General features: G+C 41.8%; 15 protein-coding genes and 1 tRNA gene. 4 read left to right on the top strand and 12 right to left on the bottom strand.

Annotated elements, in window-relative coordinates; genetic code table 11:
* Positions 1-76: 76 nt before the first annotated feature.
* From SNE_RS09230 to SNE_RS09280, 11 genes are all read right to left on the bottom strand, one after another.
* The gene (locus SNE_RS09230) at positions 77-2773 is read right to left on the bottom strand and encodes an ankyrin repeat domain-containing protein (protein ID WP_013944145.1); all 2697 of its coding nucleotides are present in this window, start codon (positions 2771-2773) and stop codon (positions 77-79) included.
* A gap of 236 nt (positions 2774-3009) precedes the next feature.
* Positions 3010-4338 (bottom strand): D-glycero-beta-D-manno-heptose-7-phosphate kinase, encoded by a 1329-nt coding sequence (gene rfaE1, locus SNE_RS09235; RefSeq protein ID WP_013944146.1) that lies wholly within the window; start codon positions 4336-4338, stop codon positions 3010-3012.
* Entirely contained in the window at positions 4332-5336 is a 1005-nt protein-coding gene (gene rfaD, locus SNE_RS09240; protein WP_013944147.1) for an ADP-glyceromanno-heptose 6-epimerase, read from the bottom strand. The genes rfaE1 and rfaD overlap by 7 nt, the downstream gene beginning before the upstream one ends.
* Positions 5317-6201, bottom strand: a complete 885-nt coding sequence (gene ispE / locus SNE_RS09245; protein ID WP_013944148.1) for a 4-(cytidine 5'-diphospho)-2-C-methyl-D-erythritol kinase — start codon at positions 6199-6201, stop codon at positions 5317-5319. The genes rfaD and ispE overlap by 20 nt, the downstream gene beginning before the upstream one ends.
* Positions 6173-6796, bottom strand: a complete 624-nt coding sequence (rplI, locus tag SNE_RS09250; RefSeq protein WP_013944149.1) for a 50S ribosomal protein L9 — start codon at positions 6794-6796, stop codon at positions 6173-6175. Before rplI ends, ispE begins: the two co-directional genes overlap by 29 nt.
* 3 nt (positions 6797-6799) lie before the next feature.
* On the bottom strand, positions 6800-7039 hold the full coding sequence (gene rpsR, locus SNE_RS09255; protein ID WP_013944150.1) for a 30S ribosomal protein S18: 240 nt from the start codon (positions 7037-7039) through the stop codon (positions 6800-6802).
* 9 nt (positions 7040-7048) lie between these two features.
* A complete protein-coding gene (gene rpsF / locus SNE_RS09260; protein WP_013944151.1) occupies positions 7049-7390 on the bottom strand; it encodes a 30S ribosomal protein S6 in 342 nt (113 codons plus the stop codon).
* The gene (gene pth / locus SNE_RS09265) at positions 7362-7934 is read right to left on the bottom strand and encodes an aminoacyl-tRNA hydrolase (RefSeq protein ID WP_013944152.1); all 573 of its coding nucleotides are present in this window, start codon (positions 7932-7934) and stop codon (positions 7362-7364) included. Before pth ends, rpsF begins: the two co-directional genes overlap by 29 nt.
* A gap of 11 nt (positions 7935-7945) precedes the next feature.
* Complete coding sequence (locus tag SNE_RS09270; protein ID WP_013944153.1) at positions 7946-8503, bottom strand: 50S ribosomal protein L25/general stress protein Ctc; 558 nt, start codon at positions 8501-8503, stop codon at positions 7946-7948.
* A gap of 49 nt (positions 8504-8552) precedes the next feature.
* A complete protein-coding gene (locus tag SNE_RS09275; RefSeq protein WP_013944154.1) occupies positions 8553-9494 on the bottom strand; it encodes a ribose-phosphate diphosphokinase in 942 nt (313 codons plus the stop codon).
* A gap of 27 nt (positions 9495-9521) precedes the next feature.
* Positions 9522-9593, bottom strand: a tRNA-Gln gene (locus tag SNE_RS09280).
* 149 nt (positions 9594-9742) lie between these two features.
* Here SNE_RS09280 and SNE_RS09285 point away from each other — a divergent pair.
* The 3 genes from SNE_RS09285 to SNE_RS09295 all read left to right on the top strand — a co-directional run bounded on the left by SNE_RS09285 (position 9743) and on the right by SNE_RS09295 (position 12974).
* On the top strand, positions 9743-10894 hold the full coding sequence (locus SNE_RS09285; RefSeq protein WP_013944155.1) for an Lpg1974 family pore-forming outer membrane protein: 1152 nt from the start codon (positions 9743-9745) through the stop codon (positions 10892-10894).
* 236 nt (positions 10895-11130) lie between these two features.
* Positions 11131-11454: a hypothetical protein gene (locus SNE_RS09290; RefSeq protein WP_013944156.1), complete on the top strand. Its 324-nt coding sequence runs from the start codon at positions 11131-11133 to the stop codon at positions 11452-11454.
* Between the two features lie 29 nt (positions 11455-11483).
* Positions 11484-12974: a glycogen synthase gene (locus tag SNE_RS09295; RefSeq protein WP_013944157.1), complete on the top strand. Its 1491-nt coding sequence runs from the start codon at positions 11484-11486 to the stop codon at positions 12972-12974.
* A gap of 356 nt (positions 12975-13330) precedes the next feature.
* Here the strand turns inward: SNE_RS09295 and pgsA are convergent, their stop codons facing one another.
* Positions 13331-13966, bottom strand: coding sequence for a CDP-diacylglycerol--glycerol-3-phosphate 3-phosphatidyltransferase (pgsA, locus tag SNE_RS09300; RefSeq protein WP_013944158.1), 636 nt, complete (start codon positions 13964-13966; stop codon positions 13331-13333).
* Positions 13967-14257: 291 nt separating this feature from the next.
* On the opposite strand from pgsA, the gene SNE_RS09305 reads away from it, so the two are divergent.
* Entirely contained in the window at positions 14258-15697 is a 1440-nt protein-coding gene (locus SNE_RS09305) for a hypothetical protein (RefSeq protein ID WP_013944160.1), read from the top strand.
* Positions 15698-15702: the final 5 nt, after the last annotated feature.

The following is a 15702-nucleotide window of genomic DNA, read 5'->3' on the forward strand; positions in this document are numbered from 1 at the left end:
TTTTCTCTACATTTTTTCACAATAATGTACAAAAAAACAGTTTTATTTCGATTTAAATCTATTTTTTTCCAATTAATCAAAAATTTAATCTAATCCATTCTGACCATGTACGCCCAAAACTCTGTTTAAAGATCCCACTATTTCGTGGTCTCAGGTAGCCCATACTTTGAAGCATTTTAGCAATTCCCATTGGCAAGGTTTGTTGTGGATTAGTAGATAAGACCTCGCCATAACAGCTCATGAAACGAGAATGATTTAGCGCTGACTCTATAGTGATCTCGCGTCCATTCAACTCTTCGGGCAGTTCTACTCCATGGCGAGCAAAAAACTTTTGCACCTGTTTTCCAGATAAACTCTTAGGATTTGTTATCAGAGAAATCTCTCGTCTAATCTGTTTATAGGGAGCTTCTTCCCATCTTTTTGAAATAACATCTCTAAAGTAATTGAGCATAAACTCTTGAAAATACTCATCTTTATTGCGCGTTTCCAAAATCGCTTTTACAAGTATGTTTGGTTGATAGAACTGATCAAAATGGCTCTCTTCTTCCATACGAGTCCGATTGATATCTGTAGGAAGATCTTCGGGATCTGGTGGCTCAGCAGGAATGGCGCGAGTTTCTCCAATCATGCTAAGAGCGTATTTATAGGCGCTTCTCTGCCCTTTATAGATATGGTTCTGAAGTAATTCCAGACGAAATCGTCCAAGATCGATCATGACCCGATCATGAAACGTTAAAATCTGATAATCTCGATTCGCTAGCATGCAATAGATTTGATACAAGACAAGGTGCCAATCACGTGCACAATGACCTGCATAGGCTAAATCAAGAAGCGCTGACCGTTTCAAACTCAGGGTTTGCTCTCTTTGTAACGCTTGTCTCTCTACATTAATTCTATTAATTGCCTCTTTTGTCAGATCATCAAGGGGAATGCCCCTTTTTAAAAAATACTCCCTAGTCGCTTCTTCTTGTTCAGGATCAACTAATCGACTTGAAAGAGTCTCCTGAACAAGTCGCGCTTGAATGTCTTTTGACGATTCGTTTCGTAACGCTTCAAGAAGCATTCCAATCCTTTTTTGCATTTCCGGCGCCTCTTTTTCAAAACGCTTCAAAGCATCAGCTCTTGTAAGCATTTTAATAATCACATCAAGTTCCGAGAGATTCTCTTGACGGAGAAAGTAGGCAATTTGTCTTAAGGTCACTTCTAAACGCTTGAAAAAAGCTTCTTTTCTTTTGGGATCAGAAGGGAGCCCTGCAAAAGGTCTTCGAGATGTAATTGTGCTAATGAGAGTTCTTAAACACTGCTCTAGTTCTTCTTGGCTATATACATGTCCTTGAAATGTTCTTTCTGCTTCAGATAGCTTCCCTAATTTGTTGAACTCTTCAACAATCGTGTGCAGAAAGATGTGCTTGGGAGGAGGCTCGATTGATTCAGCTTCAATGGCTTTGTCTTCAAAGTTGGCATAATGCCAATGATCCACTTGATAAAGAGCATTGAGAATCCAATCGGTTTGGATATTGCCGTATTTGATTTGAAGTGCAGCTAATTTTTGAACAAATTCAGAATAACTTAAACAGCAGGCAAGTCGCTGCATTGCCAGATCAGACCCCATAAAAAAGACCTTTTCCAAGGGATTGAAATCGTTTCGCTTGGCCCGCTCCACAAGAGAAGGGATCGCCCAATCGAGATACTTTTCTCCATCAAGCCAATTGCGAGGATTCCACTTAGCCCAACCTTGAGGGAGAAAATCTAAATCTTCTAAAAAATCCCGATAATAGCCCACGTCATTTTGGAATTGCTCAAATGTAATTAAGCGTGTCCCATCTAAGCGCAAAGTTGTAATATGAGCTCCATTTTTGACGAGAACTCTTGCAAAACCCCAGTCTTTGTCATCGACCGCCTTTTCTAAAATGGTGTGTCCATCCTGACCTACAGCATTCACGTTCCATCCAGCTCGAACCATTTGCGCCCCTATGAGCTCTTTTTTGCGCTCATAAATCAGGCTCATCACTTCATAATGAGATAGCGTCTTCTCTGATGGAGGAACTGCTCCTCTTTGAATCAATTTTTCCACCATAGGATAATCTTTCTTGTCCCATGCGTAATTGAGAAGAGTATTTTTGCTCCGGTCTACAAAGCTACTGACTAGATTGGACCGATCGATAATTTTTAAAGCTAAATCAGCATCTCCTTCTAAATAGGCCAAGAGAGCAGGAGTGAAATGATCTGTCCCTCGTTTAGCACTTGGGTTTGCTCCACTAGCTGAAAGGAGGCTAATGGTGTTTCGATCTTGATTTTTCGCAGCGAGATGATAAAGGGTTTTACCTTCCCATGTGAGGTTAGGGTCACAGGATTCTTCTTGTAAAAGCCGTTTTAAAACCTTCATTTGCTTCTTTTCATACGCGATAAAAATGAGAGGTTTCCCTTGAAATTGTTGGTTAGGATTCCAACCAATTTTTAGAAAAAAGTCTAATTGTTTTTTGTCGCCATCTTCAATCGCCTGGCAAAACTGCCGCCCTGAATCTAAAGCATAGTAGTGCATGGCATAATACAAGACAGAACTTAAAACAAAGAAGGCCGGATGCAAAAGTAGGCTAATCATGAGATGGGTGACTCTTCCCGTTAAGCTGGGAAGGAATTCATTCTCCTTCGGTACCGTCTCGCCAAAAAGCCCATAAAGTGCATATTGCCTTTGTCGGAGAGACTCTTCATAGGGGCGTTCCAAAAACCGAAGGACCCTATTGTAAGCTTGTATTCCTGCTTGAATGACCATAAAATGCTAATTTATTTTAAAATCGAAGAAATTATATCGATTCAATGCAAATATGTAAAGAATTAAGATGGTTAATAATTAAAATTTAATTATATGCTCATAAGACATCAAGAACCTATCCAGTATTAAAGGGTTTATTTGATTTCTTCGATTTTTGAACAGATTTTGTTTTTTCATTTGGACCACATTGTTCATGAAGTTAGGGGCTAAAGTGAAAAGGAAAAGATTCCAATCACTTAGACACTGACAAGGTCGTGGTGGTGATCAACTGAAAGAAGATTCTTTCCATCCATGCTGAAAACACGTGCGGGATGAATCTTTTCACATAGACTTGAAAGGCTGTCAGACTTTAGGACAATGTAGTCAACCTCATGCAAGGATGAAAGAAGAGCGACAAAGTGCTCATCTGGCTTCTCATCGGTTAGATAAATCATGAGCTTCCCTTCAGAATCTGCCAAAGCTAACGTTTGAATCTTAGCAAAAAGCGCCGCTGACAAATCTTCTTTTGAGCTCAGTCCTAAAATTGTGAGCTTTTTATTCTTCAAGGCTTGCTCAAGAGCAAAGAGATGGTGCTCGTCAAACACTTTATTCACTACATCAGTTTCCAAAAGGCGCTCTGCAATATCAGAAAGAGACACGCGCACACATCCAAGTCTTTCAATCGCAATACTTGCTGCCACATTCGCAAGGTGCAGTCCTTCCTTGAGGTCGAGATCAGCTGCATAAGCCATCGCTGTGACGGCTAACACAGTATCCCCTGCGCCCGTTACATCGATCACTTCACGGACTTTTACAGGAAAGTCGAAACGTTGCTTCTTGTTGTCAAACAAACTAATACCTGCCTCAGAGCGAGTCACAATAATATGCTTTGTTTGAGTCATGCGGACAAGCTTGTGTCCCACTTCATCAAGCGTTGCATCACTTCCCAATTTCGCCGCTTCTACAGCTTCCTTAAAATTAGGCTTGATCATCGTCGCCTTCGTGTAGCGTGAGAAATCATCTCCTTTCGGATCGACAAGAATAGGAATCTTCCGTTTATTTCCCTCTTGAATCAGCGCAGCAAGTAAAGTTTTCGATAAAAAGCCTTTTCCATAATCAGAAACAGCTATCACTTCAATTGCGTCGAGTTGAGTATTGATATAAGAAAGAACCTTTTTTTCAACAGATTGATCGATGGAGATAAGCGTCTCATCATCGACACGCATGAGCTGCTGCGAGCCAGCAATCAATCGATTTTTCACGGGAGTGCGGGTTGCTTTTTGGACAAAGAGGCCAGTCGTATCAACAGCTTCAGCTTCAAGAAGGCTTTTTAGTCGTTTGCCTTCAATGTCAGGACCAATCCGTCCCACACAAACAACTGAAGCACCAAGAGCTTTAAGGTTGAGTACAACGTTTCCAGCTCCACCGGGAAGATGCTGTGTCTCTTTGACATGCAAGATCGGAACCGGTGCTTCAGGAGAGATCCTCTGCACACGTCCTGTTGTGTAGGTGTCTAGCATAAAATCCCCAACCACGAGAATACGGGCGGGTTTAAGTTGGCTAAAAGAGCCAATGAGTTTTACCATCTCTCATCCTTTAAGAGATACTCTGACACGTAGTCATGTACCCCTGATTCAAAAGAATAGTCGTTTTCAAAGGTCCAATCGTTTTCTTCGATTCCTTTACGGAATTTGCTCATTTCGGCACAGGTATAATTTTGGTATTTGCCGATAAGGTCCTTAGGCATTGGGATATATTCGATATTGGTCTTTTTGCCAATAGCCTTGAAGATGATTTCTGCCATTTTGTTCCATGTATTGGCCTCGCCACTTCCTGCATTGAAGATGCCACTAAGGTCATGGTCGAGGAAGAAGCAAGTCATTTTAGCAGCGTCTTTCACATAGTAAAAGTCGCGACATTGGTCACCATCTTTGAACTTCTCAGGCTCGGAAGATTGAAAGAGACGTACTTTCCCCGTTTCTTGGATTTGACGGGTCATATGCATGACCATGGATGCCATGCGCCCCTTTTCGTATTCATTCGGGCCATAGATGTTAAAATACTTGAGGCCGACAACTTTGTCTAACACACCTTGTTCTTGGAGCCACTTGTCAAACATTTGTTTGGAAAAGCCGTAAATGTTGAGGGGACGCAGCTCATCGAGCTTATTTTCATCATCGGAGAATCCAAGAGATCCATCGCCATAGGTTGCTGCTGAAGAAGCATAAATGAAACGGTGGTCATTTTCGAGGGCATACTCAGCTAGATGGACAGAGTAACGGTAGTTTGTTTCCATGAACAGGTCGCCATCGTCTTCGACAGTACTTGAACAAGCACCAAGATGGATGAAAGCTTCAATTTCCGTCTCTCTTCCCATGAGGTATTCGAAAAGCTCGTGACGAGAAATGAAGTCGATAAAACGCTTATGACGCAGGTTTTTCCACTTCTCTGTTTTCCCAAAATCATCTACTAGAAGGAGATTAGAATATCCCTGTTCATTTAGGTAACGGACAACCCCCGATCCAATAAAACCGGCGGCTCCTGTCACAACAATTAGCTTATCATCATAAAGTTGTACTACCATAGGACATCATTTTCTCACATTCACGACTATTGTACCAACAATTTTCTGATCGTGTAAGAAAAGTCACAGGAATCATTTCGACTCCATCAAGTTTGGGAGTTTTTACATCTCCAAAGCAAAAAAAGGTGCTACCGCTTCCTGTCATGACCACACAATCAAATCCAAGAGACAAAAGATCTTGTTTCACTTGGCTAAGCTGACTTCGAAGTGTAAAAGCCGGAGCTTCTAAATCGTTTACATAGACATGTTCTTCGAGCAGTTTTTTTGGGTCTTCACTAGAACAGGCATGCGGTTTGCAATGACGGTAAACAAGAGGAGTTGACATCCCTCCTTCTGGTTTTGCAAGCCAGAGCTTTCGGTTGGGAAGAGGAGCAAGTGCAGTAATTTTTTCCCCTCGCCCTGTACAGTACGCAGTGCCAGGAGAAAAAAAGAAGGGCGCATCGGAAGAAAAAGTTCCTGCCCAAAGGCGAAGATCGGCCTCTGTTGCAATATTGCCGCCGAGCTCGTTTAGAGCCCAAAGTGTTGTAGCAAGGTTACTGCTGCCACCGCCTAATCCGGCTTCGACAGGAATCCTTTTTTCAACGTGAATTTGTACAGGAAAGAAAAGACCAGTTTTCTCGCGAAAAAGAGCGCGAGCTCTCCAGATGAGGTTGGTTTCATCACAAGGCAAACTAGAGTCACTTGATGTCAGGGTATCAAAGTCCCCTTTTTCAAAATAGAGAATATCCCCAAGGGAGATGGCTTGCATGAGACTTGCAATCTCATGATAGCCATCTTCACGTTTCGCAAGAACGCGAAAAAAGAGATTGAGCTTCGCCGGAGAAAAAAGGGCGAGCTTACTTTTTGCTTCTCTCTTCAAGTTCATCGCGCATCTCAGCTTTCTGCTCTTTCAAGGTTGGGAGAGGTTCTCCTTCTTCAGAAACTCCTTCTTCAGAAAGGTCTTCAGCTCCTTCTTCCTTGACTTTAACACGCGATTTGACCTCTTCAATCTGCCCTTCGCCGATGACTTTTAAGAAGAAAGTGGCAGGCACATCTTCTTTTAGACGAAGTTGAATTTCAAAGGTCCCCACTGTCTTAATGGGTTTTGGCAATACCACATTGCGACGCTCGAGCTTAACGCCTTCTTCTTCTTCGAGAATTTTGACGATATCAACTACAGCAACAGAACCATAAAGATGTCCTTCTTTATCGCTCTTCACATTGGTCTTAAGCGTTTTTCCTTTGATTTGAACAGCAAAAGCTTCTGATTCTTTTTTATCAACTGCAGATTGTTTTGCCCTCTCTTCTTTTAGTCTTTCTTGCAAACGAATGGTTCGCTTGTCAGCAATGACAGCTTTCTTCTTAGGCAAAAGGAAGTTACGAGCAAAACCTGGCTTTGCTTTTACGAGATCTCCTTTACGCCCAAGATTGACGACGTCTTCCAATAAGAGAAGTTGATTAGGTTGTGTATTTTTTTGCATGAATTATTCCTCCCCTACAAAAGGCAAAAGAGCCATGTGCCGAGCTCGTTTAATCGCCGCGCAAAGAAGTTTCTGAAAACGGTGAGAAACTCCAGTAATACGACGAGGGAGAATTTTTCCTCGCTCAGTGATGAAACGAGAGAGTGTATCGATATCTTTATAATCGACTTTCTTGACACCTGCAAGGACAAAGGGGCAGGTTTTACGTTTTTTAAATCCGAGATCACCAAATTTTTTACCCATAATCGCTCCTTACGCTTCTGGCAGTGGTTGGAATTCAATTTTCTCAACGACTTTTTCCGCTTGCAATGTGATGAATCGGATTAAATCTTCGTTGAGATGGTACTCTTTCCACATTTCTGAAATCGCGCTGGGGATCACAGAAAAATAGAGGATATAGTAGTTCCCCTGCTTGTGGCCATCGATTTCATAAGCAAGTTTCTTACGTCCTTGATCATGAATTTTGTGGATCTCTCCTCCATGCTCTTCAATGAGGTCTGTGATGCGACTAAGTGCTTTTTTTTGCGCATCTTCGCTCAAAGAGGCATTTAGGATATACATCCCTTCATAAAGTCTCTTTTGCTGATTTTTCATAGGTTTCCTTCATTAACCATTTATCTAGAAAGTCAACGCCTTCCTCAATCACTTTCGGCAGGTCTTTTTGTTCTTCGGCCGAAAAAGGAGAGAGAACGTAATCTTCGAGGTATCCGTGGTCACGGTCTCCAATTCCAAGTCGAAGGCGTTGGTATTCTTGTGTTCCCAAATGGGACTCAATATCTTTTAGCCCATTGTGACCTCCTGAACTTCCTTTTTCTCGGAAGCGGAGTGTCCCAAAATCTAGAGCAATATCATCTGCGACAACGAGAAAGTGGGTAAGATCGATTTTGTAATAGTCTAAAACCTTGCGCACAGACTGCCCAGAAAGATTCATATAGGTCTTAGGAAGCAGCAAAATGACTTTACTTTCACTTACTGTTCCCGACGCAATCTCTCCTTGCAGGTTGCTGTCAGCTTTAAACGTCCACCCCTGTTTCTCTGCAAAAGCCTTCACCACCATAAATCCAAAGTTATGACGAGTGTTTTCATATTTCTTCCCTGGATTCCCAAGGCCAGTTATGAGAAAGCCTTTAATTGTCACTTTCGCTTACCTTAACGTTTTGCAATGACGACCACAACTTCTTGTGGCCTAACCAGTGTGCGGATAGCGTCGCCCATCTCGATGTCGCGGATCCTCTTTTCTTGTCCAATCGCTAAGCTGCGGACATCCACTTTAAAGTCTGTAGGGATATCTTTCGGCAGACAACGTACACGCACATGGCGAATCACAGGTCTTAAAAATCCTCCTAATTTGATTCCCACACAGTCAGCTTGCCCTTCGAAAGAAATAGGCACTTTGACATCAACAGGGACATCATCAGAAAGAAGTAAAAAGTCAAGATGAAGAATCTGGTACGTTGTGGGATGATATTGAATGTCTTTAACAATTGCTTTAGACTTCTTCCCATCAAGGTCCAATTCAAAAATCGTCGTTGGCAAATACCCTTTTTGGAGGCCACGTAAAATGGTGTGAAATTCACTTCCATTGACAATGGCATTTTCTCCAGGCTTGCCATTTTGGTAGATCACAGCGGGAATATCTTTGCGAAACCGAATTTGCGTCAGTTCACTTTTCTTTTCTCCACTGCGCTTTGACAGCTTGAGTTTCATGCACTCTATCCTTGAGTTTGGTTTTTTATAAATCTGTCCATGGGTGAGATTAAGTACGAGGACGGAAAAGGGCACTGACAGACTGATTATTTGCAATCGAGTCGATCACTTTTCCAAAAAGTCCAGCTACCGAGAGCACTTCAATATGAGAATGATCTATCTCTTTAGAAAGGGGGACCGTGTCTGTCACCAGCAGCTTTTCGATTCCAAAGGACTTCATCGGGTCTTTGGTTAAAAGAAGATGAGTCACTGCAGCAAAAATTCGCTGCGCACCCGCCTCTTTACACGCTAAAGCTGCATTTTTCAGAGTGCCTCCTGTCGAACAGATATCGTCAACAAGAATCACGTCTCTCCCCTGCACATCTCCAATGATCGCATTTGTTTTAATGTCGGTTGCATTCATCCGACGCTTATCAACAATGGCAAAATCGGCATGAATTTCATTTGCTAAAAGTCGTGCCAATTTGATACTTCCAATATCTGGCGTCACTACAACCGGCTTTTCAGCACCTAAACGCTGAATTCCTTCAGCTAATACAGGTCTAGCATAGAGATTATCGACTGGGATGTCGAAAAAACCTTGCACCTGTTCGGCATGAAGATCCATGGTGACCACTCGTGAAACCCCTGCTGTCACCAGCAAGTTTGCCACAAGCTTCGCCGTAATTGGAACTCTTCCCTTGTCTTTACGATCTTGCCGTGAATACCCATAGTATGGGATCACAGCTACAATTCGATGGGCAGAGGCCCTTTTAAGAGCATCGATCAAAATCAGAAGCTCCATGAGATAGAGGTTGGGCTCTTTCGCAATTGTTTGAATCACGAACACGTCCCGACCGCGGACATTCTCAAGTATTTGAACGCCTATCTCACCATCAGGAAATCTTTCTATACTTCTCTGACTGAGTTCGATTCCAAGTGACTGGGCGATGTCTTCCGAAAGTTTCAAATGAGATGTTCCAGAGAACAACATGTAGTCAGGTTTAGACATACAACAAATCTAGTCAGAGATTCATATTTGGGGTGGAAGGATTCGAACCTCCGCATGGCGATACCAAAAACCGCTGCCTTACCGCTTGGCGACACCCCAACAAATAGGTAAGGATTGATTTTGCCGATACTTTCAATTTTTTTCAAGCGACTTTCTACCATTGCACATGAAACTGAAAAATTTTCTTGAAATCAAAGCTGTCTCTTACTAAGAAAGAGGTAAACAAAAGTTTTTTGAGGTATTTAGATATGAAAAAATTTTTTCTCCCTTTAACCCTTTTTCTTTGCTCGTTTGCTTACGGCCACACAAACGACTACAAAGATGGAACGCTTGCGCAAACGATGCAAAATGGTCGAAACACGCAAACTACTAATTCTAACATGAACCAACAATACAGTGGGGCAATGAACTCTGACCCGAACGTTGTAGAGCACTCTTCAATGGGATGCATGGACTCTGGATTCACTTTCCAAGCCGACTTCCTTTGGTGGCGTGCTAATATGGACGACCTCGATTACGGGCTTCAACTGAACGACACACTCTTTCTCTCAACAAGAGGAAAGATTGTCGAACCCGATTTCAATTACGACCCAGGAGTACGTGTCGGTGCCGGTTACGACTTCGGACGCTCAAATTGGGATATTCTGTTTGCTTGGACATACCATTATTCCAAAGCAACAAACTCTTCAGGCAATCCCAATGTACCAATTTCACTTATTGCAACCCGCGGGCAAACCTATAATTTCGGAAACTATAAAGTCGTTATTGGCGCAACTGGACGTGCAAGTTGGAGGGTTCACCTCAACTCGATAGATTTTGAAATGGGATATGATCATTTCTACAGCAAACACTTCTCTGTTCGCTCTCACTTTGGTCTAAAAGCTGCTTGGATCAATATGGAATACCACGCAAGCTATAAAGATTTGATTGATACAGGAGATGGCCAACCTGCCAACATCACTAACTATGAAAAACTCAGTTTACGCACGAAAAGCGATTTTTGGGCTGTAGGTCCCCGTATGGGATTGCAAAGCTTTCTTCATATTGGTTGGGGCTTTAGCATCTATGGAAAAATTGCTGGCTCACTTGTTTACGGAGAGTACAGCACAGACTCTGACCTTTTCATCGAAAGAGAGCAAGTCTCCTTTCCCTTTACATCAACAACCACAGATGTTCCTTTCTCACACGACAATTTTTCCCGTCTAAGAGCAATTGTTGAAATGTCGATTGGGCTTGAGTGGTCCTATTGCTTTTCAGGTGACTACCTTCTTAGCTTTCACCTTGGTTGGGAAAACCAATACTGGTGGAATCAATTGGAAGCACGCTTGCTTACTGATTACCAGCCAAATGGTGATCTCACCTATAGTGGAATCGACGCAGGAATTCGTTTCGATTTCTAAGCTGAGTTTTGCGCAAAAAATTGCATAAAAAAAAGCAGTCTTCAGACTGCTTTTTTTATGCTTTTCAAAAATTCCAATTTTGAAAACTATAGAAATTTATTCATCTGAGCTCTGGGTTTATTTTGCTTCGTCTCAGGAAATGGAGTCCTCTTAAATTCTCGGTCTTTTTGGCTCGGGAAAGGCCAAACGGTCTTTTTCGAAGAAATGGCTGAGAAGAAAGAGAAAAATCCCTAAGGATGAGTGAAAGAAACCCAAAGCTTAAGTTACTCAAGAATCTTTTAAGATGCGAGGTCGTGATGTGCGAACTTTGTTGGAATGCAGATAAGAAGGAAGAAGAAGTTGCTCTCTGCCCGGTGACACAAGAGCCTTATGTGATCACATTCAATCAACTCAAAGAAGAAGTCTTAAAAAAGTGGATGACAACAGGTAACATCCATTACCGCGTCCACAAAAACAGCATTTTTAATCCACCCAAACAAAGTTATGTTTGGAATGCTTCAAAATGCGATGATAACGGACACTTAGAAAAAGAAGCCACACTGTCAATACAGTTTATCTAAAATGTCCCATCCATTATACACATGAAAATATGTATATCGTTCATGTGACAACAGAACTTGCACCTATTGCAAAGGTGGGTGGCCTTGGTGATATGATCCAAGGTTTAGGGAAAGCGCTTGTAAAAGAAGGAGAGCTCGTCGAAGTTATTCTCCCTTTTTACGATACCATTGATAAAAAAAAGCTCTCCAATCTCAAAGTTGAAATGGAAGAGCTCTCTTCTTTTTTTAATATGGGAACATGCAAAAACACCGTCTGGTCGGCAGAATTGGAAGGGCTTAAGCTGATTTTAATCAAGCCTCATCATGAAAAGGGTTATTTTGACCGAGGGAAAATTTATGGGGAAGAAGATGACAAAATGCGCTTCATCTATTTTTCTCGTGCCGCTCTTGAATACCTATTAAAAGCCAGAAAGCATCCCGACATCCTAAACCTCCATGATTGGTTAACGGGCCTCTGCGCTCCTCTCTACCGTGAAGTGTACCAACCTCTAGGGTTGCGGATCAAAAAAATTATCACAACAATTCACAATATGCAGTACCAAGGAAAGTGCAGTCCCGAGCAGTTTGCTTCGATTGGACTCCATCCAGATCCTCTTTTGACAAAAGACAAACTCCAAGACCATCAAGACCCTGAAAAGCTCAACATTTTAAAAGGCGCCATCGTCTACTCAGATTTTTTAACCACCGTTTCACCTTCCTACGCCCAAGAAGTTAAACGAGAAAAAGGATTTGGGTTGGGTCCCCTCCTTACTGAGCACAGCAAAAAACTGAAAGGAATCTTAAATGGAATTGACACCGAATACTGGAACCCTGCAACAGACCCCATGCTCTATGAAAATTATGAAAGCGATCCGAATCATCTTCAAGACCTTCTCGACGCAAAAAAGGCCAACCGGAAACATCTATCAAAACGAATCCATATCCAATACGATAAAGTTCCGTTATTTTCAGTCGTCACCCGTCTCGTAAAACAAAAAGGACCAGAACTTATTCAACATGGCCTCGAATACGCCCTTAAAAAAGGGGGCCAATTTATTCTCTTGGGAACCCCGTACGAAGAAGATGTAAAAACAGCATTTTACGCCCTTCGCGAAGAGTATCGGGACAACCCCCACATCCACTTTCACTTTGAATATGACGAAGCCCTTGCACATGCGACTTATGCATCAGCTGATTTCATTTTGATCCCCTCTATTTTTGAACCGTGTGGCCTTACACAAATGATTGCTCTCCGCTACGGCACGATTCCCATTGTTCATAAAGTGGGAGGACTGAAAGACACCATCTATGATATCGATCATGAAGAAATTCCTTTAGAAGAGCGGAATGGATATACATTTGATTTCCCTTCACAAGATAGCTTGAACTGGTCGATCGATCGAGCCTATGAGCACTTCAAACACGATGAAAGTAAAAGGCTCTTGATGCTGAAAAATGGACTAGGACATGACTGGAGCTGGAAAACCTCAGCTCTCACTTACCTTGAACTCTACCATCTAGCCATTGCTAAATCAAGATAACCGATCTAGATCGTATCGTCGTAAGCTAGTCAAGGCCTTAGTCGACTCCTGGAGAAAATTTCATCGTTACCCTCCTTCGAAAGCCCAATTCGGGCTTCCTGTATCAGCCGTCTTGAACCATTCTTCCACAAGCCACTTTATTAATCATCTCATGACGCCACTAACGGCTTCAAAATGTTTATAACCTGAACTCTGGGTTTATTTTGCTTAGTCTCAGGAGAGAGGGTTCTCATAAATTCTCGGTATTTTTCTGCTTGGGAAGGGACAAATGGTCCTTTTCAAGCCAAAAAGACTGAGAAGAAAGAGAAAAATCCCTGAAAACGAGTGAAAGAAACCCAGAGCTCAGGTTTGTAAGATTATTGCCATGCTTGCTTGATATAGAGGCGATTCGAGTAGATGTACTCTGCTCCCGAAAAGACCGTATAAAAGGCTGCTCCCGAAATAATGAACAGACTGATCTGCTGGAGCTGCATGAGAGAAAGAGCTCCCCAAGCATAAGGAATCATCAAAATCAAGATAAGGAAAATGGAAATCGCCTGAAGGACTGCCTTGATCTTACCGCTCGTTCTAGCAGCTAACGTCACCCCTTTCAACGCACATACTGTCCTCAGAGTGCTAATCATCGCATCTCGATAGACAAACACAAAGACAAGTAATAGCGGTAAATCAATAAAGCCTTGAGTAAAAGTGAGCAAAATCGTCAGACGGGTAATACTGTCGGCCATGGGGTCGAGAATCTTTCCAAGTTCTGTGACAACATGGAACTTGCGAGCAAGATATCCATCAAAAAAGTCGGAAAGCTCAGATAATCCAAGTAAGAAAATCAAAACAAAGGGAAGCGCATGAAGCGTGATACCTAAATGTTGGTACTTGAGATAGAAAATCAGGAAGATTGGACTGATAAAAATCCGCCCAATTGTCAAAATCAATGGAAGTTTAACTGGAAAAGAACTCTTTTCTACAGTTTGAGAATCTACAACCTTAGTTTTCAAAAATCTTTTTTCCTATTTTCTATAGAGGGTTTTCATTCCTAAAAGTCCCTTATACTGGTTTTTCAGCAAATTCGAAAGCTTTTTTTTTGCCTTCATGCTTTGGAAACCAAAAAAGCCAAAGTAAAACTATTTTTTCAATTCAAAAAATCAAAACAACTAATGATCGCGTGAAAACAAATAAAATTTTATTAAATTTTTTATTATTATTTTCACAAAACAAATATAATGATATAATATTCTGAAGAAAACAATAATTTATTAAATAAAAATATCCTTTTGGAAGGAGTAAAAATGAGCTCAAGTCTGGAAATAGGGGCTAAACTAAACGAATATATCTCTGAATTACAAAGGTTTAGCATAGAAGACACCCCATCAAAAGAAAGTTTTACCAAGCTAGCTGAAGAAGTTAACGGGTTCTTGCAAGGGTTAAACACTTTTGCAACTATGGCTAACGTCGAAAACTTCTTACAAGCCAAATCTCTTCTAAGATCTAACAATGAAAGGTTTACAGAAGTCACGCCAGCAGTCGCATCTGGAATTCCAAATCAAACAGAATACTGGCCCTCTAAGAGCGTTAAAGAACTTGATAGCGAACTACAAGCGCTAGAGGAATCTTCTTCTTCTGATGGCGAGAGTTCTGATATAAGAACCTCTGCTTTAATGCTTATAGAAAAAATCACCAAAACTCAAGAAAGCCAACCTACTTTTGTCGCTATAAGCGATGCTCCAGCCCTTGAATCTCTTCGAGAGCGAGTAGAAGTTCTAACAACACCTCCCTCGACACCTCGTTCAACTCCCGTTCATGAAAAAAGGACAGAAATTCTCGAAGACTCACTAGACATCGAAGAAGAGGAAGAAGAAGAGGAAATCAAAGAAGAAGGCCCTTCATTTTGGAAAAAAGTGGGAGTTCTTGCTCTAATTGGACTAGTCATTTTAGCTCCCGTTACAGCAGTTCTTGCACCTGCGCTCATGGGATCTTCTAGCAACTCTAGCTCACCAGATCATAGCTTTGATATTCCTAGAGGTGGAACTCGAACAGACTTCTCTCCGAATTCTCTAAGCATGCCAGATTTCCAACTACATAACGGAACCAATAATACTCAACCTACTTCAACACTTCCATCACTTACTTTCGAGCAGCCTACTTGCCCTCTTAACAACACTCAACCTCTCGACATTCACACTCTTCAGCCTTCTTTCACTCCTCTAACCTCAACTTTCGAACAAACTACAAACTCTACAGGAACGCCCTCATATACAGGATCTCAAGACTCGATTGAGCCCTCACAAATTCGCTATGTTGATGTTGCAACGCTGAGTGGGAATGAATTGATTCCAACTAAAGAAGGTCCTATTACGGTTATTGAATATGACAGCAGAATGCCATCAAGCTCGGGGATTCCAATGCCTTCCGATCAATCTATGGAGTCAGCGCATTTAGCAATTGGAAGCAGCGCAGCACCAAAAACTCCTGAATTCAATCCAGCAAACTTTATGCGCAGTAGTACAGCTTTTAAACCTACTTTCACAAAAGTGCACCATACTGCTTCACCTCAGCTACTAGCGCTTCCAAAGCCTCCCGCAAAGAGCGTTGTTATCCCTCAGACAGTAGGTCAAATCGAATCATTAAACCCTGTATTACGTCTCCCCCCCTATTTCGGAATACCACCTTTGAGTTCAAGAGACGTTTCTGAGGTTCAATATGGAAATAGTACGATTGCTACTAAATAAGACCG

The sequence above is a fragment of the Simkania negevensis Z genome (assembly GCF_000237205.1).
GTDB lineage: Bacteria > Chlamydiota > Chlamydiia > Chlamydiales > Simkaniaceae > Simkania > Simkania negevensis.

Bases quoted from the DNA above. Each gene is read 5' to 3' on its own strand.
- SNE_RS09285 (WP_013944155.1), top strand. From the start codon at position 9,743: ATGAAAAAATTTTTTCTCCCTTTAACCCTTTTTCTTTGCTCGTTTGCT.
- rpsF (WP_013944151.1), bottom strand. From the start codon at position 7,390: ATGAAAAATCAGCAAAAGAGACTTTATGAAGGGATGTATATCCTAAAT.
- ispE (WP_013944148.1), bottom strand. From the start codon at position 6,201: ATGAACTTGAAGAGAGAAGCAAAAAGTAAGCTCGCCCTTTTTTCTCCG.
- SNE_RS09275 (WP_013944154.1), bottom strand. From the start codon at position 9,494: ATGTCTAAACCTGACTACATGTTGTTCTCTGGAACATCTCATTTGAAA.
- SNE_RS09290 (WP_013944156.1), top strand. From the start codon at position 11,131: ATGAGTGAAAGAAACCCAAAGCTTAAGTTACTCAAGAATCTTTTAAGA.
- SNE_RS09305 (WP_013944160.1), top strand. From the start codon at position 14,258: ATGAGCTCAAGTCTGGAAATAGGGGCTAAACTAAACGAATATATCTCT.
- rfaE1 (WP_013944146.1), bottom strand. From the start codon at position 4,338: ATGGTAAAACTCATTGGCTCTTTTAGCCAACTTAAACCCGCCCGTATT.
- SNE_RS09295 (WP_013944157.1), top strand. From the start codon at position 11,484: ATGTATATCGTTCATGTGACAACAGAACTTGCACCTATTGCAAAGGTG.
- rpsR (WP_013944150.1), bottom strand. From the start codon at position 7,039: ATGGGTAAAAAATTTGGTGATCTCGGATTTAAAAAACGTAAAACCTGC.
- rfaD (WP_013944147.1), bottom strand. From the start codon at position 5,336: ATGGTAGTACAACTTTATGATGATAAGCTAATTGTTGTGACAGGAGCC.
- SNE_RS09230 (WP_013944145.1), bottom strand. From the start codon at position 2,773: ATGGTCATTCAAGCAGGAATACAAGCTTACAATAGGGTCCTTCGGTTT.
- SNE_RS09270 (WP_013944153.1), bottom strand. From the start codon at position 8,503: ATGAAACTCAAGCTGTCAAAGCGCAGTGGAGAAAAGAAAAGTGAACTG.
- rplI (WP_013944149.1), bottom strand. From the start codon at position 6,796: ATGCAAAAAAATACACAACCTAATCAACTTCTCTTATTGGAAGACGTC.